This is a genomic window from Rhodobacter sp., assembly GCA_020637515.1.
In the GTDB taxonomy this organism is placed as follows: Bacteria; Pseudomonadota; Alphaproteobacteria; order Rhodobacterales; family Rhodobacteraceae; genus Pararhodobacter.
The window spans coordinates 842,082-865,474 of the sequence record JACKKG010000001.1 but is presented as its reverse complement, the minus strand read 5'-3'; the positions used below and the strand labels follow the sequence as shown (position 1 = coordinate 865,474).

The window sequence follows — 23,393 nt, the reverse complement described above, 5'->3', positions numbered from 1 at the left end:
CGTTGCGCGACGGCCCCTTTCGCGCCTTGGTTGACCGGGGCACCGGCGGGGTATAGCGTCGGCCCGATTCACAGGCGCGGGGTCTACGACGGTGTCACTGGCAGACTTCCTGGCGACCAAACCCTGGAAATCCCGATCCTTCCCGCTGCCGCAAGCGATCCGGCAGTTCCCCACGATGCTCTCGGTCGAGGAACAGCGGATGCTGGCCTTCCTGGCCGCCATGACCGATTTCTCGCGCGGTGCCCTGGTGGACCTGGGCCCGTTCATGGGGGGATCGACCTCGGCGCTGGGATGCGGGGTGGCGATGAACCAGGGACAGAGACCGCCGATCCAGAGCTTCGATCTGTTCAGCGCGTCCGAGGGGCAGAAAGAGAAGTTCCTGTATGCGCGCGGACATCCGAAGTTCGACGGGCTGGACATCTACCCGCTGTTTCAATCCCTGACCCGGGACTACAACGTCGTGTCCACCAAGGCCGATATCCGCAAGGCCCGCTGGACCACCGGCCCGATCGCGCTGCTGTTCATCGACCTGTCCAAATCCTGGGCCATCAACGACCATCTGGTGCTGAACTTCCTGCCGCATGTCGCGCAGGGCGGACTGATCGTCCAGCAGGATTACATGTTCTACAAGAACCCCTGGATCGCCAGCACCATGTTCAAGCTGCGGGATCATGTGGCCTATGCCGGGCACAGCGACTTCAACTCGGTCCTGTTCGAGGTGACGACGCCGCTTTCCGCGTCGGCTCTGGACAGCTGCCTGCGTCGGAACACCTCGGTCGCCGACATGCACGCCGCCTTTGACTGGACGGGCGGGTTCCTGACCGATTGCCTGTCGCAGGAAATGCTGGCCATGATGCGCGGCGCCTTTGATCGCAATCCCGGGGGCGACGGGCACGACGATTTCACCGGCCAGGCATGGCCGTCCATCCTGGACCAGGCCCGGCAGGTCAGATCATCCGGATGACGTCTTTCTCGACCGCCAGCATATAGCCCTGGCGGGGAATGTTGCGGACCAGCAGTTCGCTGACCATCTGGTTGCCCAGCGAATCGCGCAGCCGCTTGATCCGGGTTGCGCCGGCGGCTTCGTCGCAATCGGCCTCGCGCCGGCCCGAGATCACCGATTCCAGCGAGGCGCCGGTCATCATCTCGTCATCCATGCGGGCCTCGGCCAGCACGGCCAGGGCCTCGACCGCGGCCTCGGTCAGGTTGAACTCCATGTCGTTCAGATAAACCTTGCGCTCGCCGCGCGAGATCACCAGCGACGACACCTGAATCCCCGACTTTTGCACCACGGCCAGGCGCCGGTTCAGCACGATCAGCGCCAGCACCAGCACCAGCGCGGTAATCAGCAGCAGGCTGGCAAAGACGATCAGCACGAAGATCACCGCGCGGTAGCTGACCAGAACTTCGGTAAAGGTGGTGCCGGACTGCGCCAGAATCTCGAGCAGGCGCAATTCGGCGTCCTGGGTCAGGTTGGCGTTCTCGGCGAAAATCTGGGTGACACGCGCGTTGAAGGCGTTGGTGTCGGGCAGGTTCAGGAACAGCAGAAAGGCCGCCAGCGCCAGAATGGCGACGATGGCGGCCAGCCCCAGATAGACCGCGCGCGTTCCCGCGCGTGTCAGATCAGTAACGGAGGAAGTATTGTCCGGCATTGCCCCGCCTCGACGCCAGTCCATCATCCCTGAATGTGGACAAAACATCGACCAAGGTCCAGCCGTTCCGCGCCAGACGGGCGCGCAACTCGTTTGCGGCGGCGCCGGTGCTGCCACAGGCCCCGTCCGAAATCTGCGCAATGCCGTAATGGAACCGCACCGGGCTTTGCTGCTGGGCGCGATAATCGGCGTAACAGGCCGCCTGGGCGGGCAATGCCATCGCCATCAGGGCGCCCAGCGCCAGGGATAGGGTTTTGGTTCGCATCGTCGTGGTCCTTGCACGGCTGAGTCCGTCGCTTGCCCAGACCATGCCCATGCTGCCGCTGCTATGCAATATCGCCGCGTCCGGGCCGACACCGGCGCGGCGCGTTATCGGATAACCGGGGCGCGCTATTGCCTGTCAGCGGGGGCGGGTCCCAAGGTTGAACCATGACGGCGCCGACCCCGACACACAGGGGTGCCACCCGTCCCCCGCTTTCGTGTCACGCAGAAAGGTTGCTGCCATGCGCTTTGCTCTCCCCCTTCTTCCGCGACGGCTGACCATGGCCCTCGCTGCCGGGGCGGTCGCCCTGGCCGGATTCGCCACCACGCCCCAGCAGGCCAGGGCCGACGATGCCGACCTCTTCCGGTTCATCGCCGGCGCGATCGTCATCGGCGCCATCGTCCACGCCATCGACGAGAACAACCGCCCGTCCTATGCCGGGCGCTGGATGCTGCCCGACGAGTGCCTGGAAACGGTGCGGATCGACTGGCGCAATGTCGATGTCTACAACGGCCGGTGCCTGAACCGCGCGGGCTATCAGGGCCTGCCCAACCAGTGCCGCTATGAATTCCGCTACCAGGGCCGCAACCGCACCGGCTATGTCGCCGACTGCATGTATCAGGCCGGGTATCGCGGAGGCTCCATGCGCCGCGCCGATCCGCCGCGCTACGACCCGCCCCGGGCCGAGCCGCCGCGCATGTCGCCGCCGCGCCATGGCCACCACGCCTGGTTGCCCGACTCGTGCGAGATGCACTATCGCCAGAACGGCCGCCGCGTCGCGGGCTACTGGTCCAGCTGCCTGCGTAACGAGGGCCTGCGCGACCTGCCCGGGGAATGCCGCGTGACCTCGACCGATGGCGACCGCATCTACAACGCGCGCTGCCTCGAGGACGCGGGCTATCGCCGCCGTTGAGGAACATCCTGGAGTGTCCCGCGCCAACTGACGAAATCCTTTCTTCACGAATCCCTTTCAAAGTCGTGCCGATGCGAGTGGGCTGGTTACTGGTTCCGACTTGACGCGCGACGGCACTCCAGGACGGTCCCGGCCCCCCAGCCGGGAAGGGGGCGGGCCGCAAGGCTCGCCCCCGCTCTTGCCCGGGCCCGGTGCGCGTGGTTCAAGACTGTATGGCGCCTGCTCGCATCACCCCCGATTTCAGCCTGGAAACCGCGACCGGCCTGCGCCTGGTTGCCGGCGTGGACGAGGTCGGCCGCGGTCCGCTGGCCGGCCCGGTCTCTGCCGCCGCCGTGATCCTCGATCCGGGCCGCATCCCGCCCGGCATCGACGACAGCAAGCGCCTGACCGAGGCCGCGCGCACCCGTCTGGCCGCCGCGATCCGCGACACTGCCGTCGCCTGGGCCATCGCCCATGCCAGCGTCGAGGAGATCGACACCCTCAACATCCTTCAGGCCAGCCACCTGGCGATGCGCCGCGCGCTGGACGCCCTGACCCCGGCGGCCGAACACGCGCTGATCGACGGCAACCGCCTGCCCAAGGGCTTGACGATCCCCGCCCAGACCGTGGTCAAGGGCGACGCGCGCAGCCTGTCGATCGCCGCCGCCTCGATCCTGGCAAAGGTCGAACGCGACGCGATAATGCGTGAACTTTCACTGGCAAACCCCGGATATGGCTGGGAAAAAAACGCGGGATACCCCTCGGCCGGACATCGCGCGGCGCTGCGCGACCTGGGCGTGACCCCACATCATAGGCGGACCTTTGCCCCGGTGCGCAAGATATTGTGTGAAGAACATTAAATAACGCGCTGATTCAAAAAGGAATTGACGTGGACTCTGGATTGAATCATCTTTGCGTGTAACGGAGCGCCGCGAAACACAAGACGGCGCCCGAACGAGGCAGACATGGCAACCAAGACCCGGGCGCCGGAGGCTGACACGCTTCCGCTCGACCAGATTCTTGCGGGTGATTGCATCGAGCTCATGAATGCGTTGCCCGCGGGCAGCGTGGACCTGATCTTTGCGGACCCGCCCTACAACCTTCAGCTGAAGGGCGCGCTTCACCGGCCGGACAATTCGGCGGTGGACGCGGTGACCGATCACTGGGACCAGTTCGCCAGTTTCGCCGCCTATGACCAGTTCACGCGCGACTGGCTGAAGGCCGCGCGCCGCCTGTTGAAACCCGACGGCGCGATCTGGGTCATCGGCAGCTATCACAACATCTTTCGCGTCGGCGCGGCGTTGCAGGACGCAGGATATTGGGTGCTGAACGATGTCATCTGGCGCAAGTCGAACCCGATGCCCAACTTCAAGGGCAAGCGCCTGACCAACGCGCATGAAACGCTGATCTGGGCGTCAAAGGCCGAGACATCGAAATACACGTTCAACTATGAGGCGCTGAAAGCCCTGAACGAGGGCACGCAGATGCGCTCGGACTGGGTGCTGCCGATCTGCACCGGGCACGAGCGGCTCAAGGACGACGACGGAAACAAGGCGCATCCGACGCAAAAGCCCGAAAGCCTGCTGCACCGCGTGCTGATCGGCACGACGAACCCGGGCGACGTGGTGCTGGACCCGTTCTTTGGCACCGGCACCACCGGCGCCGTGGCCAAGATGCTGGGCCGCCATTTCATCGGCATCGAGCGCGAGGACGCCTACCGCGCCGCCGCCACCAAACGGTTGGCCAAGGTGCGCGCACTGGATTCCTCGGCGCTCGAGACGACCTCGTCGAAACGCGCCGAGCCGCGCGTGCCCTTCGGCCAGTTGGTCGAACGCGGGATGCTCAGGCCCGGCGAAGTGCTGGTTTCGCCCCGCGGCAAGCCCGCCAAGGTGCGCGCCGACGGATCGCTGGTCAGCGAGACGCACCGCGGCTCGATCCACCAGGTGGGTGCCGCGCTCGAGGGTGCGCCCTCGTGCAACGGCTGGACCTATTGGCAATTCAAGCGCGACGGGCAATTGATCCCCATCGACATCCTGCGTCAGCAGATCCGGTCCGAAATGGCCCGCGACGCCTGACGCCACCCCAAGTTTACCGCCAGCGTCCGGAACCCCAAGCTCTGGACGCCACTTGATCCCCCGGCTTCGTGCCGGGGGTTTTTTTATGCGCCGGGCCGGCCAGCCCTTTTTTGGGGGTCTACATATTTAACTAGCCAAAAATCACTTGCTTACTTTGGCTAGTTATGTTATTCATGGTGCAGAAGGAGCTTGCGCCATGTCGAAGCCTGAAACCCTCTCCACCTTTGAGTTCTTCCGCAAGTTCCCGGATGAAGATGCCGCGCGCAAGTTCTTTGAGGCAAAGCGTTGGGGCAATGAGCCTGTTTGTGGTCACTGCGGTTCGGTCAGCGTGACCGAGTGCAAAGACCACAAGCCCATGCCCTACCGCTGCAAGGACTGTCGCAAGCATTTCAGCGTCCGCACTGGCACTGTGCTTGCAGAAAGCCGTCTCCCACTGATCAAGTGGCTTCTGGCCATCTACATGCTAACCAGCGCCCGCAAGGGCATCCCCAGCACGCAGATGGCGCGCGAACTTGGCGTCACTCAGAAAACCGCATGGTTCCTTGCCCAGCGTATTCGCGAGACTTGGCTGAAAGACCGTGACGACCACATGGACGGTCAGATGCAGGTCGATGAAACCTATGTTGGTGGTCGCGAGAAGAACAAACATGCCGATAAGAAACTTCGCGCCGGTCGTGGTGCGGTTGGCAAGACCGCAGTTGTTGGCGTCCGCGATCAATCCGGAGAAGTCCGCGCGGTCGTCGTTGAGAACACCAAGGCTTCGACCCTTGAGCACTTTGTGCGTCAGCACTGCAACGCCGGCGCAACCATCGTCACCGATACCCACGGCGGCTATATCGGCCTAGCTGGCGCTGGTTACAACCATATCCGCATTAACCACTCTGCCGGAGAATACGTCCGCGACATGGCGCACACCAACGGCATCGAAAGCTTCTGGTCCCTGCTCAAGCGCGGCTACATCGGAATCTATCACTACATGAGCGCCAAGCACCTGCATCGCTATGTGAAGGAGTTCTCCTTCCGCCACAACACGGCGCAGATCGGCACTATGGATTTCATCGGAATGACCATCGACCGCATGGCTGGAAAGCGGCTGACTTACAAAGGACTGATCAATGCCTGACGAGAAGAAAGACGTAATCGAACCAATCGACGCGACTTTTGAGGACGTTGTCGAGGCCATTGCGCCGAGGGTAACACCATCAGACGTGATCCACGGCGGGATGCCATTCGCCAAGTGGCGCGGCAAGATTGATCTCGGCGGAGATGAATTGGATGTGTACGTCCTCAATACCGAAGACCGCGTCATAGCTCTACGCTCTGCGATCAAATCCATGTCCGGAGCCGACAGCGGCAACCTGGGCAGCTATGTTGGCGCTGCGGCACTAAAATCGTATATTAACAGTGACTTAATCCTGGGCGAACTTTTGGAGTTCACGATACCCGGGACGCAGTTCACTGGTCGGGGAATGACTACAGAGCACTTCGAGCTGATCTGTCGGGGCTACGTCCAAGCGCTCTACGAGGGGGCATCGCTGACGGACCGACAGCGCGAGATTGCCATCAAGTGCGCGGTGCTGACTGCCGGTCTGACACGGACTGGCCTTGATGCGCTGATCGACGAAGCAACAGGCTATCAGTATGACCGCGCGGAAGATGCCCTGCAGGTCAAGCTACGAGCTTTTATAGCCGATGAACTCCGGGCGTGGGAGAAGACATTCCCAGACGAACTTTGGGAGGAATTCGGTCGCCTCACAGGATGGGAAACCCCACTGCAAACCCGCCCAAAGTGGTGGGGAAAGTTGGTGATCGAACTGGTCTACGATACCCTTGACGCCGACGTAGCAGACTATCTCAAGAACAATAAGCCACCGGCAGGCGTCCATTGGCACCGCCAGCTCACCGAGAACCTTGGTGTTAGGCAATTGGTCTCACGGTGTTGGGAGGTCATCGGTATGGCTAAGACCTGCGATGATATCCACGAGCTTCGCCAAAGGGTCGCTCAGCACTATGGCAAGAAGCCGATGCAGTACGTGATGTATCTCAAGCCGAGCGACAAGTGATCTGCTATCAGACGCGCCGGAGGATGGGCGCGTCTGATAGCTTGGCTAGTTACGTATGTAGGCCCCCTTTTTTGCCTCGGCCGCCTTTTTCAGGCGTTCCAGCAGCGCGGCCTTGTCAGGGGCACCGCCCAGCTTGCCCTTGGGGTGCTCGTTCTCGGTCTTGTTGCGGGGTTGTTTGCCGGGGGCGCTGCGGCCGCCCGATTTGCTGTAGTCTGCCATATCGATCCTTCATTCCCGCGCCAGTTCGTGCTGATACCTCAGCCGCGCGATATCCTCGTTTCGGTCGGCCTTGCGCACATCCGCAAGGGCCTGTTCCACATAGCTCATATGCGCCTCGGCGGCAGCCCTGGCGGCGACCGGATCGCGCGCCTGGATCGCCGCGTTGATCGCCCGGTGCTGATCCAGCAACTGGTCGCGCGTGGTGCGCTGGCGATACATCTGCTGACGGTTGTAGAACACCCCTTCCTTCAACAGGTCGAACATCGCCCGCAGCATGTGCAGCATGATGATGTTGTGGCTGGCCTCGATGATTGCCAGGTGGAATTCGGCGTCCAGCGCGGCCTCGTCGGCGGGGTTCTTCTTGGAATGGGCCGCTTCCATCTTTCGAAAGACCGCGTCGATCACCTTCAGGTCGGTCCCCGAGCCGAAGCGCGCCGCCCGTTCCGCCGCCATCCCTTCGAGATCGCGCCGAAAACTGACATAGTCGAAAACCGCCTCGTCATGCGCCCCGAACAGGGTGATGAGCGCCTCGGAAAAGGCCGACCCCAGCATGTCGGCGACGAAAACGCCCGACCCGGCGCGACTGATCAGCAGCCCCTTGGCCTGCAATTCCGCGATCGCCTCGCGCAGCGACGGGCGGCTGACGCCCATCCGCTCGGCCAGTTCGCGCTCTGACGGCAGACGCTCGCCGGGCCGCAGCAGCCCGCGCAGGATCAGCAGTTCGATCTGCCGAACGACCCCCTGGGCCAGCTTTTCCTGTTGAACGGGCTGAAACGGCATGGCCTTTCCTTCGATTGGTCAAAAGATATGACCACGGAACCCGGCAAGCAACGGGTTTGTCACAAAAAGGGGCCGGGCGCGCGGCCCGGCCCCATCGTGCGAATGCCCGGGGTCAGTTGGTCGGACGGATGGTGATCTCGACCCGGCGGTTCTGCGCCCGCCCCGAGGCCGAGCCGTTCGATGCGATCGGCTGCGTCTGCCCCGCGCCCACCGCCTGGATGCGCCGTGCCGGCACGCCCGAGGAGATCAGCACCCCCGCCACCGCATCCGCGCGCCGCTCGCTCAGCGCCTGGTTGTGCGCGGCGGTGCCGGTCGAATCGGTGTGGCCGGTGACCACTACGACGCTGTCGGGATAGCGTTGCAGGTTCGCGGCAATGGTGCGCAGATCCGATTGCAGATCCGGTCGCAGCGCGGCGCTGTCGGTCGCGAACAGGATATCCTGCGGCATGGTCACGACGATTTCGTTGCCGGTGTTCACCACGCCGACATCCGGGCCCAGCGACTGGCGCAATTCGCCCGCCTGACGGTCCAGCACGCCGCCGATGGCCCCGCCCGCCAGCGCGCCCAGACCGGCGCCGATCAGCACCTCGGGCGTGCTGTTGTTGCCACCGTTGGCCGCGCCGACCAGGCCACCGATCACCCCGCCCGCCAGTGCGCCCGTCCGGCGCCGATCGAGCTGCCCGTCGGCCTGGGTGCACGCGGCGACAAGCGCCAGGGCAGAGACGGCAAGAATGGCCTTTTTCGCAGTCATGGCAAACTCCTTGAATATGACTGCGCGCAGGGTATCGCTTGGGCCGGCCTGCCGACAGTCCCGCCAAGCGGGCCCGACCGTCACGTTCGATTGATCGGCGGAATGCCACCGATCAGGCGGCATCGGCACGGGCGGCCTCCCAGGCCAGAAGGGCGCGTTTGACCGGCAGGCCCCAATGGTAGCCGGTCAACGCCCCCGACTTTGCCAGCGCCCGGTGGCAGGGGATCAGCAGGCTGATGGGGTTGCGCCCCACCGCCGCGCCGACGGCGCGGTTCGCGCTGGGCTGGCCGATGGCGCGCGCGATCTCGGAGTAGGTCGTGACCTGCCCCGAGGGGATCGCCAGCAACGCCTCCCAGACCTTGATCTGAAAGGGCGCGCCGATCAGGTAGAGCGGCGCCTCGCGCCCACCCAGCGCGGCCTCGACCCAGGCGCGCAGCGCGGCCGGGTCCTCGTGGAAGCAGGCCTTGGGCCAGCGCCCGCGCAGGTCGGCAAAGGCGGCCTCGCGGCCCATCTCGGCGGCAAAGCCCAGCCCGCACAGGCCGCGCTCGGTGCCCATGACCAGCGCCTCGCCAAAGGGCGTGTCGAACCAGCCCCATCGGATGCCCAGTCCCTCGCCGCCCCGCGCGTATTCGCCGGGCGTCATCGCCTCCCAACGCAGGAACAGGTCGTGCAGCCGGCCCGGCCCCGACAACCCCGCCTCATGCGCGGCGTCGAGAACGGTGAACCGCTCGGCCAGCATCCGCCGCGCCTGGCCCAGCGCCAGGTATTGCTGATAGCGTTTCGGCGAGACGCCCACCCATTGCGTGAACAGCCGCTGGAAATGCGCCGCGCTCATCCCCAAACGCGCCGCCAGATCCTCGAGCGCCACACGCTCGCCGCCAGCGGCATCGATTTCGGCGATCGCGCGCGCCATGACGCCATAGTGATAGCCCCGTTCCTCTTGCATGACCCGCGCCCCATCATCTTGTCGAAAATACGCTCCGGGGGGTCCGGGGGGTGGAAAACCCCCCGGTTCCGGACCGTCACCCTAGAACCGCCGCACCCCTGGCTCGACCCGGAACCTGCGCAATCACCCGCCCCACCAGTCGCGCGGTTTCAGCCGTTGCGCCCGTTTCGAGCGGTCGTCCAGCCACAGCGCCAGCCGGCGCAGGGGCGACAGCGCCAGTTTCAGCCAGGCACGGTTGCGCCAGCGGGAATAGTCGCGGTTGAACGGACAGACCCGCAGGCAGATCGCGCAATCCGACGACAGCTTTGCCCAGTAGCCAAAGCATTTCTCGGCGTCCGAGGTCCATTTGACCACGCCCCGGATGGCGCTGCGGCCCGGCGCCTGGTCCGAGGGCGGGCCAAAGGGCAGCGCCTTGACCGGGCAGGCATCGGCGCAGCGGGTGCAGATGTCGCAGACCGCCTTGACCCCGTGCGGGCGGGGACGGTCGTGGGCCAGCGGCAGGTCGGTAAAGATCTTCGAGAACCGCAGCCGGGGGCCGAACTCGGGCGTGATAACCATCTGGTTGCGGGCGTATTCGCCAAGCCCGGCCTGGATCGCAAAGGGGATGACCAGCCCCGTATCGTTCATCGAGGCCACGGCCTGATAGCCCAGGTTGCGGATATAGGCGGCCAGCTGCATGACGATCGCCGCCTCGTGGCTGTATTCGCGCCCCGTGGCGGCGCCCGCCAGCGCACTGGGATAGGTCTGCACAAGCGGCGCGTCCATCTGGTGGCCCAGCACGATCACGTGGCCCAGCCCCTGGGGCAGATCCACCGGCGTTTCGCTGAAATCGCGGGTATCGACCTGGGTTTCATAGATCCAGCGGTCGTCAAAGCCGGTGATTCCACACAGGTCGGCGCCAAAGAAACGGGCGATGCGCTTGACCTCGGCCGCCATGCGCGCCGGGTCATCGACCGGCACCTGCACCGGCGCGACCGGCGTGTCGGCGCGGATCGGCGCCTGGAAGCCCTCGCGCCGCCCCTCCGAGGCGCTGCGATTCGACACGATGTCGCTGACCAGCCAGGCGGCGTTGCGCAGGGCGAAATCGCGTTGCTGGAATCCGTCGCCCTTTCGCGGCGTGGCGTCGATGCGGTAGCTGGCAAAGAAGGCGTCGGTGGCCTTGCTGCGCACCGTGTCGTCCCAGAAGGCCCGGGTGAACACGTCGTCGCGTTGCCGAAAACGGGTGAAATCCGCCGTCACCTCGATCCCGGCCAGGGCGTCGTCGGGCCGCGAGGGATCGGGCTGGGGCGGGCGGTTGTGTCCGGCGGCCGGCGGGGTCTGGGCGGTCATGCGGTCTCCTTCCGGGTGCAGGCTAGGGGCGGCGCCGCGCCGAGGTCAAGCTTTCGCGTCTGGACGGCACGCGCGCTTCGCGCCAAGGTATCGGCACTCATCTTAGGCATGCCCCATGACCCTGCTGATCTCTTTCGCCGCGCTCTTTGCCTCGGTGTTCCTGCTGCAACTGGGTTTGGGGGGCGTCGTCCCGCTGGATGCGCTGTCGGGCACCGCGCTGGGCTTTACCGCCGAACAGATCGGCGCCATGGGGTCGGCGCATTTCCTGGGCTTCTTCATCGGTTGCTGGTGGGCACCGCGCCTGATGGGCACGGTTGGCCATTCCCGCGCCTTTGCCGCCTTTGCCGCAGCTGGCACGATCGGCATCATGGCGCATATGATGTGGGTCGATCCCTGGGCCTGGGCATTGATGCGGATGGCCTCAGGGCTGGCGGTGGCGGGGTGCTACACGATCATCGAGGCCTGGCTGCAATCCAAGGTCACGAACCAGACGCGCGGGCGCGCGATGGGGGTCTACCGGATGGTGGACGTGTCGGGCAACCTGGGCGCGCAGGTGATGATCGCCTTTCTGACCCCGGCCGCCTATGTCAGCTACAACCTGCTGGCGCTGTTCATGTGCGCGGCGCTGTTCCCGCTGCTGCTGACCCGGGCCGAGGCCCCGGCGGCGGGCGAGGCCCCCCGCTTGCGTCCCAGGCTGGCCTGGGACAAGTCGCCGCTGGGCGCGGTGGGGGTCGTCGTTTCGGGGATCACGGGCGCGGCATTTCGCATGGTCGGCCCGCTCTACGGCATTGCCGTCGGGCTCGAGGCCGACCGAATCGCGCTGTTCCTGTCGGCCTATGTGGTGGGCGGGGCCCTGGCGCAATTCCCCATCGGCTGGGTCGCGGACAAGTTCGACCGCAGAAAGGTCCTGATCGGGATCTCGGTCGCGTCGATCCTGGGGTGTGGCGCAATGGTGGCCGGGGCGCAGGGCAACATCGTCACGATCTTCCTGGCCGCGGGGTTCTTTGGCTTCACGACCTTTCCGATCTATTCCATCTCGACCGCGCATGCGCATGACTTTGCCGAACAGCACGAGCGGGTGGAATTGAGCGCGGCGCAGATGTTCCTCTATGCGGTGGGCGCCATCGCCAGCCCGGTGATCGCCTCGGCGCTGATCTCGGCCTTTGGGCCGTCGTCGATGTTCGTCTTCATCGCGCTGGCGCATGTGCTGCTGATCGTCTTTGGCCTGGTGCGTATGCAGATGCGCCCGGCACCGGAAACCCGCACCGCCTATGTCTACACGCCCCGCACCTCGTTCCTGATCGGCCGGCTGCTGCGCCGCCCGCGTCAGGACTGAGGCTTGCCCCCATCCCGCCGACGAGGCAAAGAGCCCGCATGACCGCGCAACTCGATTTCCTCACGCTACGCGAGATCTTTTCCCGGTTTCAGGCCGCCGAGGCCGAACCCAGGGGCGAGCTGGAGCATGTGAATGTCTACACCCTGCTGGTCGCCGTGGCGCTGTCGGCGCAGGCGACCGACGCGGGCGTGAACAAGGCCACGCGCGGGCTGTGGCCGGTGGCCGATACGCCCGAAAAGATGCTGGCGCTGGGCGAAGACGGGCTGATCGAACATATCAAGACGATCGGCCTGTTCCGCAACAAGGCCAGGAATGTCATCCAGCTGAGCCGGATCCTGGTCGATCGGTATGGCGGGCAGGTGCCCTCGTCGCGCGCCGCGCTTCAGTCGCTGCCCGGCGTGGGGCGCAAGACCGCGAACGTGGTGCTGAACATGTGGTGGGGCTTGCCCGCGCAAGCGGTGGACACGCATATTTTCCGCGTCGGCAATCGCACCGGCATCGCCCCCGGCAAGACGGTCGAGGCGGTCGAACGCGCGATCGAGGATAACGTCCCCGCCGAATTCCAGCGCCATGCCCATCACTGGCTGATCCTGCACGGCCGTTATATCTGTGTCGCACGCAAGCCCCGATGCGGGGACTGCCTGATCCGCGACCTTTGCCCCTTTGAGGAGAAAACCCTGTGAAACGCTACCAAGTCGCCGGGATCGGCAACGCCATCGTCGATGTCATCAGCACCGTGAACGACCATTTCCTGGATCACATGGGCATCCACAAGGGCATCATGCAGCTGATCGAACGCGAGCGCGCCGAAACGCTTTATGGCGCGATGAAGGACCGGCAAGAGGCCTCGGGCGGGTCGGTGTGCAACACGATCGCGGGCATCGGCGCACTGGGGCTGAAGACGGCGCTGGTGGGGCGCGTGCGCGACGACAGCCTGGGGCGGTTCTTTGCGCAGGACACCGAACGCGCCGGCACCGCCTTTGTGAACCCGCCCGTCACCGGGGGCGAACTGCCGACCTCGCGGTCGATGATCTTCGTCACGCCGGACGGCGAGCGGTCGATGAACACCTATCTGGGCATTTCGGCCGAGGTCGGGCCCGATGACGTGGACGAACGCGTCATGGCCGACAGCGGGATCGTGTTCCTCGAGGGGTATCTGTTCGACAAGGACAAGGGCAAGGAGGCTTTCCTGAAAGCCGCGCGGGCCTGTCACAAGGGCGGCGGCCGCGTGGGGATCGCGCTGTCCGACCCGTTCTGCGTGGACCGCCACCGCGCCGACTTTCGCCGGCTGGTGGCCGAGGACATGGACTATGTGATCGGCAACGAGAAAGAGCTGACCTCGCTCTACGAGGAAAACGACCTGGACGACGCACTGGCGCGGGCCGCGCAGGAATGCGGGATCGTGGTGTGCACGCGCTCGGGCGATCCGGTGGTGCTGATCCAGAACGGCCGCCGGGTCGAGGCCCCCGTGCGCAGCGTCACGCCCGTCGATGCCACCGGCGCGGGCGACCAGTTCGCGGCCGGGTTCCTCTATGGGCTGGCCACCGGGCAATCGCTGGAAACCTGCGGGCGCATGGGCAACATTGCCGCCGCCGAAGTCATCGGCCATATCGGCGCCCGCCCCCGCGCCGATGTGCTGGCGTTGTTCCGCGCCGAAGGGCTGCTGTGATCTTGCAGCAGGGCTGAGCCGCCCCATATCAGCGGTCAGAGACGGAGGTAAGCCATGGGCTACGTCAAGACCGGGATCCTGATGGCCGCGATGACCGGCCTGTTTCTGGCGGTGGGTTATGTCATCGGCGGGCAGGCCGGCGCGTTGATCGCGCTGGTGATCGCGGCGGGCATGAACGCCTTGACCTGGTGGAATTCGGACAAGGCGGTGCTCAGGATGCACAACGCCCGCCCGGTCGATGCCCATACCGCGCCCGAATTGCAGCAGATCGTCATGGAACTGGCGCAGAACGCGCAACTGCCGACACCGGCGGTCTATGTGATCGACAGCGACCAGCCCAATGCCTTTGCCACCGGGCGCAACCCCGACAACGCGGCGGTCGCGGTGTCCACGGGCCTGATGCAGCGGCTCAGCCGGGACGAGGTGTCCGCCGTCGTCGCGCACGAGATGGCCCATATCCGCAATTACGACACGCTGACGATGACCGTGACCGCGACGTTCGCGGGGGCGATCTCGATGCTGGCGAACTTTGCCTTCTTCTTTCGCGGCGGCGATCGCGAGCGGTCCAATCCCATTGCCATGATCGCGGTGATGTTTCTGGCACCGATGGCGGCCGCGCTGGTGCAGATGGCGGTGTCACGCTCGCGCGAATACGAGGCCGACCGCATCGGTGCGCAGATCTGCGGTCATCCGCTGTGGCTGGCCGACGCGCTGCGCAAGATCCAGGCCTATGCCGAACGGATCGACAACCCGACGGCGGAACGCAACCCGGCCTCGGCGCATTTGTTCATCATCAACCCGCTGCACGGCGGCGCGCGGGACAAGCTGTTCTCGACCCACCCGAACACGGAAAACCGCATCGCTGCCCTCGAGGCGCTTGCGCGCGAGATGGGCGACACCGGCCGGCCGGCGCCACGGCGCGCGCGGCGCGACTATGGCGGCCCGTGGAGCTGAGGCTTGAAGGCCACCGATTGCGCGTTTAGCCTGCTGCCATGAGCACCCTGTTCTTTACCGATCCCGCCTGTCTGACCCATGTCACCCCTGAGGGGCACCCGGAACGGGTGGACCGACTGCGCACGATCCTTTCGGCCCTGGATGACCCCGGGTTCGCCGCGCTCGACCGCCGCCAGGCCCCGCCCGCGCCGGTGTCGGAAGTGTTGCGTTGCCACCCGCAAAGCTATGTGGACCAGATCCGCGACGCAGTGCCGGTGCTGGGTCAGGTGCAGCTCGATGCGGACACCTGGCTGTCCTCGGGCAGTTGGGACGCGGCGCTGAACGGCCTGGGCGCATTGCTGGGGGCGCTGGATGCGGTGATCGCGGGCGAGGGGCGCAATGCCTTTGCCGCGATCCGCCCGCCGGGGCACCACGCGGAAACGGCAAAGCCCATGGGGTTCTGTCTGTTCGGCAATGTCGCCATCGCCGCGAAACGCGCGCTGGATCATCACGGATTGCGGCGCGTCGCCGTGCTGGATTTCGACGTGCACCACGGCAATGGCACGCAGGATCTGCTGTGGTCCGAGGGGCGCGCGCTGTTCGTGTCCAGCCACCAGTTTCCGCTGTGGCCGGGCACCGGGCGCGCGGACGAAACCGGCGCCCTGGGCACCGTGCTGAACCTGCCACTGCCCCCCGGCACCGACGGCCCCGCGTTTCGCGCCGCCTGGGAGGCGCAGGTCTTTCCCCGCGTGGACGCCTTTGCGCCCGAGCTGATCCTGGTGTCCGCGGGCTTTGACGCGCATCGCGACGACCCGCTGGCGCAACTGGCCCTTGGGGTCGAGGATTTCGACTGGATCACCCGGCGCATTTGCGATCTGGCCGACACGCACGCCGGCGGCCGGGTGGTCAGTGCGCTGGAAGGGGGGTATAACCTCGACGCGCTGGCGGCCTCGACCGCCGCGCATGTCAAGGTGCTGATGGAGCGGGGCGCATGAAACAGGTCGGCGAATTGTCCTTTGAAGAGGCGCTCAAGGAATTGGAGCAGGTGGTCGGCCAGCTGGAAAGCGGCAATGTCGATCTGGACAAGTCCATCGCGCTGTATGAACGCGGCGCCGATCTGAAGCGGCACTGCGAGGCCAAGCTGGCGCAGGCGCAGGCGCGCATCGAACAGATCACGCTGGCGGAAAACGGTCAGCCCTCGGGCACCGCGCCTTTCGACGCGCAATGAGCTTTACCGCCGCTCTGGATGCCGCCGCCAGGGCCGTGTCCGGGCGGCTGGACACGGCCCTGGCCGCGCTGCCCGACAGCCGGGTGCGCGCCGCGATGGGTCACGCGCTGGTCGGCGGCAAGGGCCTGCGCGGTTTCCTGGTTCTGGAAAGCGGCGCATTGCACGGCGTGGCGCGCGACACCGCGCTGACCGCCGCCGCCGCGATCGAGGCGATGCACGCGTATTCGCTGGTGCACGACGACCTGCCCGCGATGGACGACGACGATCTGCGCCGGGGCCGGCCGACCGTGCATGTCGCCTATGACGAGGCCACGGCGATCCTGGCCGGCGACGCCTTGCAGGCCCTGGCCTTTGAACTGGCCGCCGGGACAGGCAGCGCGCCCCTGGTCGCCGGACTGGCGCGCGCCGCCGGCGCGCAGGGCATGGTGCTGGGGCAGGCGCTGGACATCGCCGCCGAAACGGCCGCGCAGCCGCTGACGCTGGCGCAGATCACGCATCTGCAACAGGGCAAGACCGGCGCGTTGTTCGGCTGGTCCTGCACCGTGGGGCCGGTTCTGGCGGGGGCCGATCCGGCGCCGCTGGCGGATTACGCGCGTGCCCTGGGTCTGGCGTTCCAGATCGCCGACGACATCCTGGACCACGAGGGCGACGAGGCGACGGCCGGCAAGCGCCTGAACAAGGACGCGGCGGCGGGGAAAGCAACCTTTGTCTCGCTGCTGGGTCTGGAACCCGCGCGCGCCCGTGCCGCCGAGTTGACTTCACAGGCCTGCGACGCTCTGGCATCCTATGGAGACCGGGCCGCGACCTTGCGGGATGCCGCGCGCTTCGTTATCAGCCGCGACAAGTAGCCGGAGGGCCCATGTCAGACCGACCCGCCACACCGCTGCTGGACCGCGTCTCCAGCCCCGCCGATCTGAAGCGCCTGAGCGACCCGCAGTTGAAGCAGGTCGCCGACGAATTGCGCGCCGAGACGATCAGCGCGGTCAGCGAGACCGGCGGTCACCTGGGCGCAGGTCTGGGCGTGGTCGAGCTGACGGTCGCGCTGCACGCGGTGTTCGACACGCCGCGCGACCGGCTGATCTGGGACGTCTCGCACCAGTCCTATCCGCACAAGATCCTGACCGGCCGCCGCGACCGCATCCGCACGCTCAGGCAAAAGGACGGCTTGTCCGGTTTCACCAAGCGCGCGGAAAGCGTCTATGACCCGTTCGGCACGGCGCACAGTTCGACCTCGATCAGCGCCGCGCTGGGGTTCAAGGTGGCGCACGATCTGGGCGGCGCGCCCGATCCGGCGCTGGGCGACGCCATCGCCGTGATCGGCGACGGCTCGATGTCCGCCGGCATGGCGTTCGAGGCGTTGAACAACGCCGGCCATCTGGGCAAGCGGCTGTTCGTGGTGCTGAACGACAACGAGATGTCCATCGCCCCGCCGACCGGTGCGCTGTCGTCCTATCTGTCGCGGCTTTATGCCGAGCGGCCCTTGCAGGACCTCAAGGCCGCCGCCAAGGGCGCCCTGGCGCTGCTGCCGCCCCCCCTGCAAGAGGGGGCCAGGCGCGCCAAGGACATGCTGAAGCACATGGCCGTCGGCGGCACGTTGTTTGAGGAGCTGGGCTTCAACTATGTCGGGCCGATCGACGGGCATGACATGGACAGCCTGCTGGCGGTGCTGCGCACCCTGCACGCGCGCGCCACGGGGCCGACACTGATCCATGTGCTGACGCGCAAGGGCAAGGGCTATCGCCCCGCCGAACTGGCCGCCGACAAAGGGCACGCGACGGCGAAATTCGACGTGCTGACCGGCAAGCAGCACAAGGCGCCCTCGAACGCGCCCAGCTACACCAAGGTTTTCGCCCAGGCCCTGATCCAGGCAGGCGAGGCCGATGACAAGATCGTCGCCGTCACCGCCGCGATGCCCGACGGCACGGGTCTGAACCTGTTCGCGGAACGCTTTCCGCAACGCTGTTTCGACGTCGGCATCGCCGAACAGCACGGCGTCACCTTTTGCGCCGGGCTGGCGGCGGGCGGGTTGAAGCCGTTCTGCGCGATGTATTCCACCTTTCTGCAACGCGGATACGACCAGGTCGTGCATGACGTGGCGTTGCAGGGTCTGCCGGTGCGCTTCGCCATCGACCGCGCGGGGCTGGTGGGCGCGGACGGCGCCACCCATGCGGGCAGCTTCGACGTCGCCTATCTGGCGAACCTGCCCGGCATGGTCGTCATGGCCGCCGCCGACGAGGCCGAGTTGGTGCACATGGTCGCCACCGCCGCCGCGCATGACACCGGCCCCATCGCGTTCCGCTTTCCGCGTGGCGAGGGCGTGGGCGTCGAGATGCCCGAACGCGGCGTCCCGCTGGAGATCGGCCGCGGCCGCGTGATCCGCGAGGGCGCGCGCGTGGCGATCCTGTCCTTTGGCACCCGCCTGGCCGAGGTCCTGAAAGCCGCCGAGTCGCTGGAGGCACGAGGCATCGCCCCCACCGTCGCCGACGCGCGGTTTGCAAAGCCTCTCGACCGCGACCTGATCCTGCGTCTGGCGCGCGACCACGAGGCGCTCATCACCATCGAGGAAGGCGCGGTCGGCGGCTTTGGCAGCCATGTGGCGCAGCTTCTGGCGGATGAGGGCGTGTTCGACAACGGGCTGAAATTCCGCGCGATGGTGCTGCCCGATGTGTTCATCGACCAGGCCTCGCCCGAGCAGATGTATCAAGCCGCCGGCCTGACCGCCGCCGATATCGAAGCCCGGGTGCTGGGCGTGCTGGGCGTGGCGTTGGTGGGCAAACGGGCCTGAAACGCAAACGGCCGCGCCTTTCCTGACGCGGCCGTTGCGGTTTTGATTGCGTGGATCAGAACTGATAGCCGACCCGCAGCGACACCGTATCGAGCAGTGTGCCAACGGTGTTTGCCCCAGTGGTTCCCCGGACATCGCGACGCGCGACCTCGACCCCGACGAACATGTTGTGACTGAGCGCGACTTGCAGGCCCAGGCCATACACCGTTCCCGTCTGGTTGAACCTGTTCCCAATATTGTCCAGCAGGTTCGAGCGCGCGGCACCGACAAAACCGTAAGCCATGCTGCGCCCCCGGGCATAGCCCAGGCGGGCGCGCAATTCGGTCAGGTTTTCCTGATTCGATGTCGGAAAGCCCACCATCGGCGTCGCGAACGCGACGTAGTTGAGCTCGCCACCAAAGACGACATTCCCGCGCTGCCAGTTATAGCCCGCAAAGGCCCCCATGCCCGAGGTGCCGACCATCGCGGGGCCCGCAACGGGGGCGTTGACGTAGTTCACGCGACCCGAGACGTCAGAATAGCTGAGGCCGCCGTAAAAACCCGACCAATCGGTGACGGCGGGCGCCGGCGCGACCAGCACGGGCTCGGGATCGACGACCACGGGCCCCGAGGCCATCGCGGCCCCCGCAAAAAGCCCCGAGGCGAGCACCGAGGCGGCGACGAGTTTCGAAATCCGAATCGCTTTGAACATGATTTTTTCTTCTGATGTTGTCGGTATTCAGAGTTACTAAATCATGATTTCGCATTTTTGAAAAGACACGGTCTCGCCGGGGGGCTCGTCCGGGGATGGAACCCCAATCGGCGCTTTCCTCCAATCAGGACAGAAAAAGGGCCGGCAACCCCGGGGGTCCCGGCTCGTCCAAGTCCCGATCCGTTCCACAGGGCGGCGCCAGACTGCGCCGCGACTGTGTCGGCCAGGACCACGCATACCTCGGCTTACAGCGCCTTCCAGGCGTTCAGGCCGCCCGCGATGAAGCGCGCGTTCGTGTAACCCATATCCTGCAAGGTCGCCGCCGACAGCGCGCCCCGGTTGTAGGCGTTGCAGTAGCAAAGGATCTCGGTCTCAAGATCGGGCAGCAGGCTTTCGACATTCATTTCGAGCTTGCCGCGCGACAGGTTGATGGACCCGGGGATATGCCCCTTGGCGTGTTCGTCGGGATCGCGGATGTCCAGCGCGACGGCACCTCTGGCGATCAGCGCGGCGACGTCGGCGGGGGCGACACCCTGCACGCGTGCCTGGGCAGCATCGGCGAGGGCCTGGAATTTCTCGGTGTAAGCCACGGGGCTCTCCTGTTCAGCGGTTGATGCGGCAGAGCTAAGGCCGGGCAGGAGAGGTTTCAATCGAAATATTCAATTTATCGTATATGTTATCCGCGACGCGGTGACGCGGGGCGGCCGCAAACGAAAAGGCCGCCCTGGCGGGCGGCCCTGGCAGCGACGTGAACGCGGACCGATCAGGCCACGGCGTCTTTCAGAGCCTTGGCGACGGTCACCTTGACGGCGCGGTCGGCCGGTTTGGTGATGGTCTCGCCGGTGGCGGGGTTGCGCACCTCGCGCTCAGGGCGAGCGCGGCACGAGACCTTGCCGATGCCCGGCAGCGTGACGGCGCCGCCGGCGGCGACTTCAGCGGCGACCAGCTCGGCCAGATTGTCCAGCGCCGAGGCGGCGGTTTTCTTGTCAGCGCCCATCTTTTCGGCCAGCGCGGCGACGAGCTGCGTCTTGGTCATCGGCTTGTTCATTGTTTCTCTCCGTCTGATGTTCGTGGTCGCACGGCCGATCGTCTGCCCTGCGGGATAGATCGCGTGTATCGGCTGAACGAAAGCCATACAATCACAAAGCCGCCTCAGCCCCAGCAAATACGCCAAAAAAACGGGCGAATTGGCCCCGGCGCGGGACTGGCGCGGCGCTACAGAAAGGCCGTCTCGTCAAAGCTGCGCAGCTTGCGGCTGTGGATGCGGTCCAGCGGCATGTCGCGCAACCGCTCCATCGCCCGAACGCCGATCAGCAGATGCCGCGCGACCTGCGTCTTGTAAAAGGCGCTGGCCATGCCCGGCAATTTCAGCTCGCCGTGCAGGGGTTTGTCGGACACGCACAAGAGCGTTCCATAGGGCACGCGGAACCGAAAACCGTTGGCGGCGATCGTCGCGCTTTCCATGTCCAGCGCGATGGCCCGCGATTGCGACAGGCGCTGCACCGGACCGGACTGGTCGCGCAATTCCCAGTTGCGGTTGTCGATGGTGGCGACGGTGCCGGTGCGCATGATGCGCTTCAACTCGTAATCCTTGAGTTGGGTGATCTCGGCCACGGCCTCTTGCAGGGCGATCTGGATCTCGGCCAGGGCGGGGATCGGCACCCAGACGGGCAGATCCTCGTTCAGGACGTTATCTTCGCGCAGATAGGCGTGGGCCAGCACGAAATCGCCCAGCGACTGACTGTTGCGCAGCCCCGCGCAATGGCCGACCATCAGCCACGCGTGCGGGCGCAGCACGGCGATATGGTCGGTCGCGGTCTTGGCGTTCGACGGTCCGACGCCGATGTTGACCAGCGTGATCCCCTGCCCGCCCGGTCGTTTCAGGTGATAGGTCGGCATCTGCGGCAGTCGCGGCAGCGCCGGGATCGTGGCGTCGGATTCGGTGATGACGGCATTGCCCGGCGCGACAAAAGCGGAATAGCCGCTGTCTGGATCGGCCAGCACCTTGCGCGCGTAGGCCTCGAATTCATCGACATAGAACTGATAGTTCGTGAACAGGACGTGGTTCTGGAAATGCTCGGGATCGGTGGCGGTGTAATGCGCCAGCCGGGCCAGCGAATAGTCCACGCGCTGCGCGGTGAACGGCGCCAGCGGCACCGACCCGTCGGCGTTGCGCACCCCCTCGCCGTTGACGATGTCATCGTTGGTGATGGACAGGTCGGGCACATCGAAGATGTCGCGCAGGGTAAAGGTCAGCTCGCCCGTCAGCGCCACGTCGCCCCGGCCCGCCATGGCAAAGTGCAGCGGGATGGGCGTGTCGGAAAAGCCGATCATCACCGGCTGATTGTGGTTCTTCAGCAAGAGGCCGATCTGCTGTTCCAGGTAATTGCTGAACAGGTCGGGGCGGGTCACGGTGGTGGCGTAGGTGCCCGGCTCGGGCACATAGCCAAAAGCCAGCCGCGAATCCGGCAGGTCGTAGGTCGAGGTCGTCAGTCGGATCTCGGGGTAAAAGGCGCGGTAGCGGGCCCGGGGATGGCCGTCTTCCAGCACCTGCTGAAAGCGCGCGACCAGGAAATCGGTGGCCTGGTCGTAGAGCGCCTGCAAATGCGCGACGGCGCGCGCGGCGTCGGTGAAGGCGCGCGGCTCGGACGGCGGGGCGAGTTCGACAGGAAGGGAACGGGTCGGTTTCATGCTCTGCTCAATGCTTGTGCCAGACCCCTCGGTGCCGCACCGAGGCGGCAGGAACGTAACACGGACTTTCGGGGAGAGATCGGCGTTTCCATGCGCCACGATGCCAGAGGCGCCGGTCGAAGGGAAGGGGTCGCGCGCCCCTTCCCTCGTCCGCAAAAGCCCGGTATCCCTGCGGCCAGGGGCCCCATTGGCCCGGACCGAAGGGGGGCCCATGGATTTCCGCGCGCTGTTGATGGGGCTGGCCTTTGCCTTCATGTGGTCGTCGGCCTTTACCTCGGCGCGGATGATCGTGGCCGATGCGCCGCCCCTGTTCGCATTGTCGGCACGGTTCCTCATCTCGGGGCTGGTGGGGATCGCGGTGGCGCGGATGCTGGGCGAAAGCTGGCGGCTGACCCGCAGCCAGTGGCGGGCAACGATCATCTTCGGCCTGTGCCAGAACGCGGCCTATCTGGGCCTGAACTTCGTGGCCATGCAGTGGGTCGAGGCCTCGGCCGCTGCCATCATCGCATCGACGCTGCCGCTGATGGTGGCGCTGGCGGGCTTTCTGTTCATGGGCGACCGGCTGAAACCGATGGCGGTCGCGGGGCTGTTCGCGGGGTTCGGCGGCGTCGTCATCATCATGGGCGCGCGGTTCTCGGGCGGGCTGGACCCGCTGGGCGTGGCGCTGTGCGTGCTGGCCGCGATCGCGCTGACGGTCGCCACGCTGGCGCTGCGGGGGGCCTCGTCTGGTGGGAACGTGATGATGGTCGTCGGCCTTCAGATGCTGGTGGGCGCGGCGGCGCTGATCGGCCCGGCCCTACTGTTCGAGGAACCGGCCGTCCACTGGACGCCGCGCCTGCTGGGGGCGTTCGCCTATACCACCCTGGTGCCCGGGCTGGCCGCGACCTGGGTCTGGTTCAAGCTGGTGCAACGGATCGGCGCGGTCCGGGGCGCGACCTTTCACTTTCTCAATCCGTTCTTCGGGGTGGCGATCGCGGCGGCGCTGCTGGGCGAACGGCTGGGGACCACGGATGTCATCGGCGTGCTGATCATCATGGCCGGGATCCTGGCGGTCCAGCTTTCCAAGGCGCCGGCGTCACGCTAGGCTGGCA

26 protein-coding genes are annotated in these 23,393 nt (G+C 66.1%); 15 read left to right on the top strand and 11 right to left on the bottom strand.

Annotation, left to right across the window (positions count from 1 at the left end; genetic code table 11):
* Positions 1 to 91 precede the first annotated feature (91 nt).
* The gene (locus tag H6900_04175) at positions 92 to 964 is read left to right on the top strand and encodes a hypothetical protein (GenBank protein ID MCC0072471.1); all 873 of its coding nucleotides are present in this window, start codon (positions 92 to 94) and stop codon (positions 962 to 964) included.
* Here H6900_04175 and H6900_04170 read toward each other — a convergent pair.
* Both H6900_04170 and H6900_04165 read right to left on the bottom strand, forming a co-directional pair.
* The gene (locus H6900_04170; protein ID MCC0072470.1) at positions 948 to 1,652 is read right to left on the bottom strand and encodes a hypothetical protein; all 705 of its coding nucleotides are present in this window, start codon (positions 1,650 to 1,652) and stop codon (positions 948 to 950) included. The genes H6900_04175 and H6900_04170 overlap by 17 nt on opposite strands.
* Positions 1,624 to 1,917 (bottom strand): hypothetical protein, encoded by a 294-nt coding sequence (locus H6900_04165; protein MCC0072469.1) that lies wholly within the window; start codon positions 1,915 to 1,917, stop codon positions 1,624 to 1,626. Before H6900_04165 ends, H6900_04170 begins: the two co-directional genes overlap by 29 nt.
* Before the next feature lie 277 nt (positions 1,918 to 2,194).
* Between H6900_04165 and H6900_04160 the strand changes: the two genes are divergently transcribed.
* The 5 genes from H6900_04160 to H6900_04140 all read left to right on the top strand — a co-directional run bounded on the left by H6900_04160 (position 2,195) and on the right by H6900_04140 (position 6,944).
* Positions 2,195 to 2,827 (top strand): hypothetical protein, encoded by a 633-nt coding sequence (locus H6900_04160; GenBank protein ID MCC0072468.1) that lies wholly within the window; start codon positions 2,195 to 2,197, stop codon positions 2,825 to 2,827.
* Positions 2,828 to 3,039: 212 nt separating this feature from the next.
* Positions 3,040 to 3,666, top strand: a complete 627-nt coding sequence (locus H6900_04155) for a ribonuclease HII (protein ID MCC0072467.1) — start codon at positions 3,040 to 3,042, stop codon at positions 3,664 to 3,666.
* Between the two features lie 105 nt (positions 3,667 to 3,771).
* Positions 3,772 to 4,881 carry a site-specific DNA-methyltransferase gene (locus tag H6900_04150; GenBank protein ID MCC0072466.1) on the top strand — a complete coding sequence of 370 codons (1,110 nt, stop codon included), beginning with the start codon at positions 3,772 to 3,774 and terminating at the stop codon, positions 4,879 to 4,881.
* Positions 4,882 to 5,077: 196 nt separating this feature from the next.
* Positions 5,078 to 6,004: an IS1595 family transposase gene (locus tag H6900_04145; GenBank protein MCC0072465.1), complete on the top strand. Its 927-nt coding sequence runs from the start codon at positions 5,078 to 5,080 to the stop codon at positions 6,002 to 6,004.
* Between the two features lie 100 nt (positions 6,005 to 6,104).
* Positions 6,105 to 6,944, top strand: coding sequence for a hypothetical protein (locus H6900_04140; protein ID MCC0072464.1), 840 nt, complete (start codon positions 6,105 to 6,107; stop codon positions 6,942 to 6,944).
* A 45-nt stretch (positions 6,945 to 6,989) separates the two neighbouring features.
* Here the strand turns inward: H6900_04140 and H6900_04135 are convergent, their stop codons facing one another.
* The 5 genes from H6900_04135 to H6900_04115 all read right to left on the bottom strand — a co-directional run bounded on the left by H6900_04135 (position 6,990) and on the right by H6900_04115 (position 10,969).
* Complete coding sequence (locus H6900_04135) at positions 6,990 to 7,163, bottom strand: hypothetical protein (GenBank protein MCC0072463.1); 174 nt, start codon at positions 7,161 to 7,163, stop codon at positions 6,990 to 6,992.
* 9 nt (positions 7,164 to 7,172) lie between these two features.
* Positions 7,173 to 7,943 (bottom strand): FCD domain-containing protein, encoded by a 771-nt coding sequence (locus H6900_04130; protein MCC0072462.1) that lies wholly within the window; start codon positions 7,941 to 7,943, stop codon positions 7,173 to 7,175.
* 112 nt (positions 7,944 to 8,055) lie between these two features.
* Positions 8,056 to 8,694, bottom strand: coding sequence for an OmpA family protein (locus tag H6900_04125; GenBank protein ID MCC0072461.1), 639 nt, complete (start codon positions 8,692 to 8,694; stop codon positions 8,056 to 8,058).
* Positions 8,695 to 8,806: 112 nt separating this feature from the next.
* Positions 8,807 to 9,640 (bottom strand): bifunctional helix-turn-helix domain-containing protein/methylated-DNA--[protein]-cysteine S-methyltransferase, encoded by an 834-nt coding sequence (locus tag H6900_04120; GenBank protein ID MCC0072460.1) that lies wholly within the window; start codon positions 9,638 to 9,640, stop codon positions 8,807 to 8,809.
* 123 nt (positions 9,641 to 9,763) lie between these two features.
* On the bottom strand, positions 9,764 to 10,969 hold the full coding sequence (locus tag H6900_04115) for a 4Fe-4S dicluster domain-containing protein (GenBank protein ID MCC0072459.1): 1,206 nt from the start codon (positions 10,967 to 10,969) through the stop codon (positions 9,764 to 9,766).
* Positions 10,970 to 11,084: 115 nt separating this feature from the next.
* Here H6900_04115 and H6900_04110 point away from each other — a divergent pair, with 115 nt between their 5' ends.
* From H6900_04110 to H6900_04075, 8 genes are read left to right on the top strand one after another with little or no spacing between them, the layout of a single operon-like run.
* On the top strand, positions 11,085 to 12,305 hold the full coding sequence (locus H6900_04110; protein ID MCC0072458.1) for an MFS transporter: 1,221 nt from the start codon (positions 11,085 to 11,087) through the stop codon (positions 12,303 to 12,305).
* 38 nt (positions 12,306 to 12,343) lie between these two features.
* The gene (gene nth / locus H6900_04105) at positions 12,344 to 12,988 is read left to right on the top strand and encodes an endonuclease III (GenBank protein ID MCC0072457.1); all 645 of its coding nucleotides are present in this window, start codon (positions 12,344 to 12,346) and stop codon (positions 12,986 to 12,988) included.
* Positions 12,985 to 13,974, top strand: coding sequence for an adenosine kinase (locus H6900_04100; GenBank protein MCC0072456.1), 990 nt, complete (start codon positions 12,985 to 12,987; stop codon positions 13,972 to 13,974). Before nth ends, H6900_04100 begins: the two co-directional genes overlap by 4 nt.
* Before the next feature lie 54 nt (positions 13,975 to 14,028).
* Positions 14,029 to 14,928, top strand: a complete 900-nt coding sequence (gene htpX / locus H6900_04095) for a zinc metalloprotease HtpX (protein ID MCC0072455.1) — start codon at positions 14,029 to 14,031, stop codon at positions 14,926 to 14,928.
* A 38-nt stretch (positions 14,929 to 14,966) separates the two neighbouring features.
* A complete protein-coding gene (locus H6900_04090) occupies positions 14,967 to 15,902 on the top strand; it encodes a histone deacetylase family protein (protein MCC0072454.1) in 936 nt (311 codons plus the stop codon).
* Entirely contained in the window at positions 15,899 to 16,135 is a 237-nt protein-coding gene (locus H6900_04085; GenBank protein MCC0072453.1) for an exodeoxyribonuclease VII small subunit, read from the top strand. The genes H6900_04090 and H6900_04085 overlap by 4 nt, the downstream gene beginning before the upstream one ends.
* Positions 16,132 to 16,983: a polyprenyl synthetase family protein gene (locus H6900_04080; protein MCC0072452.1), complete on the top strand. Its 852-nt coding sequence runs from the start codon at positions 16,132 to 16,134 to the stop codon at positions 16,981 to 16,983. Before H6900_04085 ends, H6900_04080 begins: the two co-directional genes overlap by 4 nt.
* Positions 16,984 to 16,994: 11 nt before the next feature.
* A complete protein-coding gene (locus tag H6900_04075; GenBank protein ID MCC0072451.1) occupies positions 16,995 to 18,920 on the top strand; it encodes a 1-deoxy-D-xylulose-5-phosphate synthase in 1,926 nt (641 codons plus the stop codon).
* A 55-nt stretch (positions 18,921 to 18,975) separates the two neighbouring features.
* Here the strand turns inward: H6900_04075 and H6900_04070 are convergent, their stop codons facing one another.
* The 4 genes from H6900_04070 to H6900_04055 all read right to left on the bottom strand — a co-directional run bounded on the left by H6900_04070 (position 18,976) and on the right by H6900_04055 (position 22,302).
* Positions 18,976 to 19,611 (bottom strand): porin family protein, encoded by a 636-nt coding sequence (locus tag H6900_04070; GenBank protein ID MCC0072450.1) that lies wholly within the window; start codon positions 19,609 to 19,611, stop codon positions 18,976 to 18,978.
* Between the two features lie 245 nt (positions 19,612 to 19,856).
* A complete protein-coding gene (locus H6900_04065) occupies positions 19,857 to 20,201 on the bottom strand; it encodes a rhodanese-like domain-containing protein (protein MCC0072449.1) in 345 nt (114 codons plus the stop codon).
* Between the two features lie 173 nt (positions 20,202 to 20,374).
* On the bottom strand, positions 20,375 to 20,659 hold the full coding sequence (locus tag H6900_04060; protein ID MCC0072448.1) for an HU family DNA-binding protein: 285 nt from the start codon (positions 20,657 to 20,659) through the stop codon (positions 20,375 to 20,377).
* A 167-nt stretch (positions 20,660 to 20,826) separates the two neighbouring features.
* Positions 20,827 to 22,302, bottom strand: coding sequence for an AMP nucleosidase (locus H6900_04055; GenBank protein MCC0072447.1), 1,476 nt, complete (start codon positions 22,300 to 22,302; stop codon positions 20,827 to 20,829).
* Positions 22,303 to 22,513: 211 nt separating this feature from the next.
* On the opposite strand from H6900_04055, the gene H6900_04050 reads away from it, so the two are divergent.
* Entirely contained in the window at positions 22,514 to 23,386 is an 873-nt protein-coding gene (locus H6900_04050; GenBank protein ID MCC0072446.1) for a DMT family transporter, read from the top strand.
* The last annotated feature ends 7 nt before the right edge of the window (positions 23,387 to 23,393 follow it).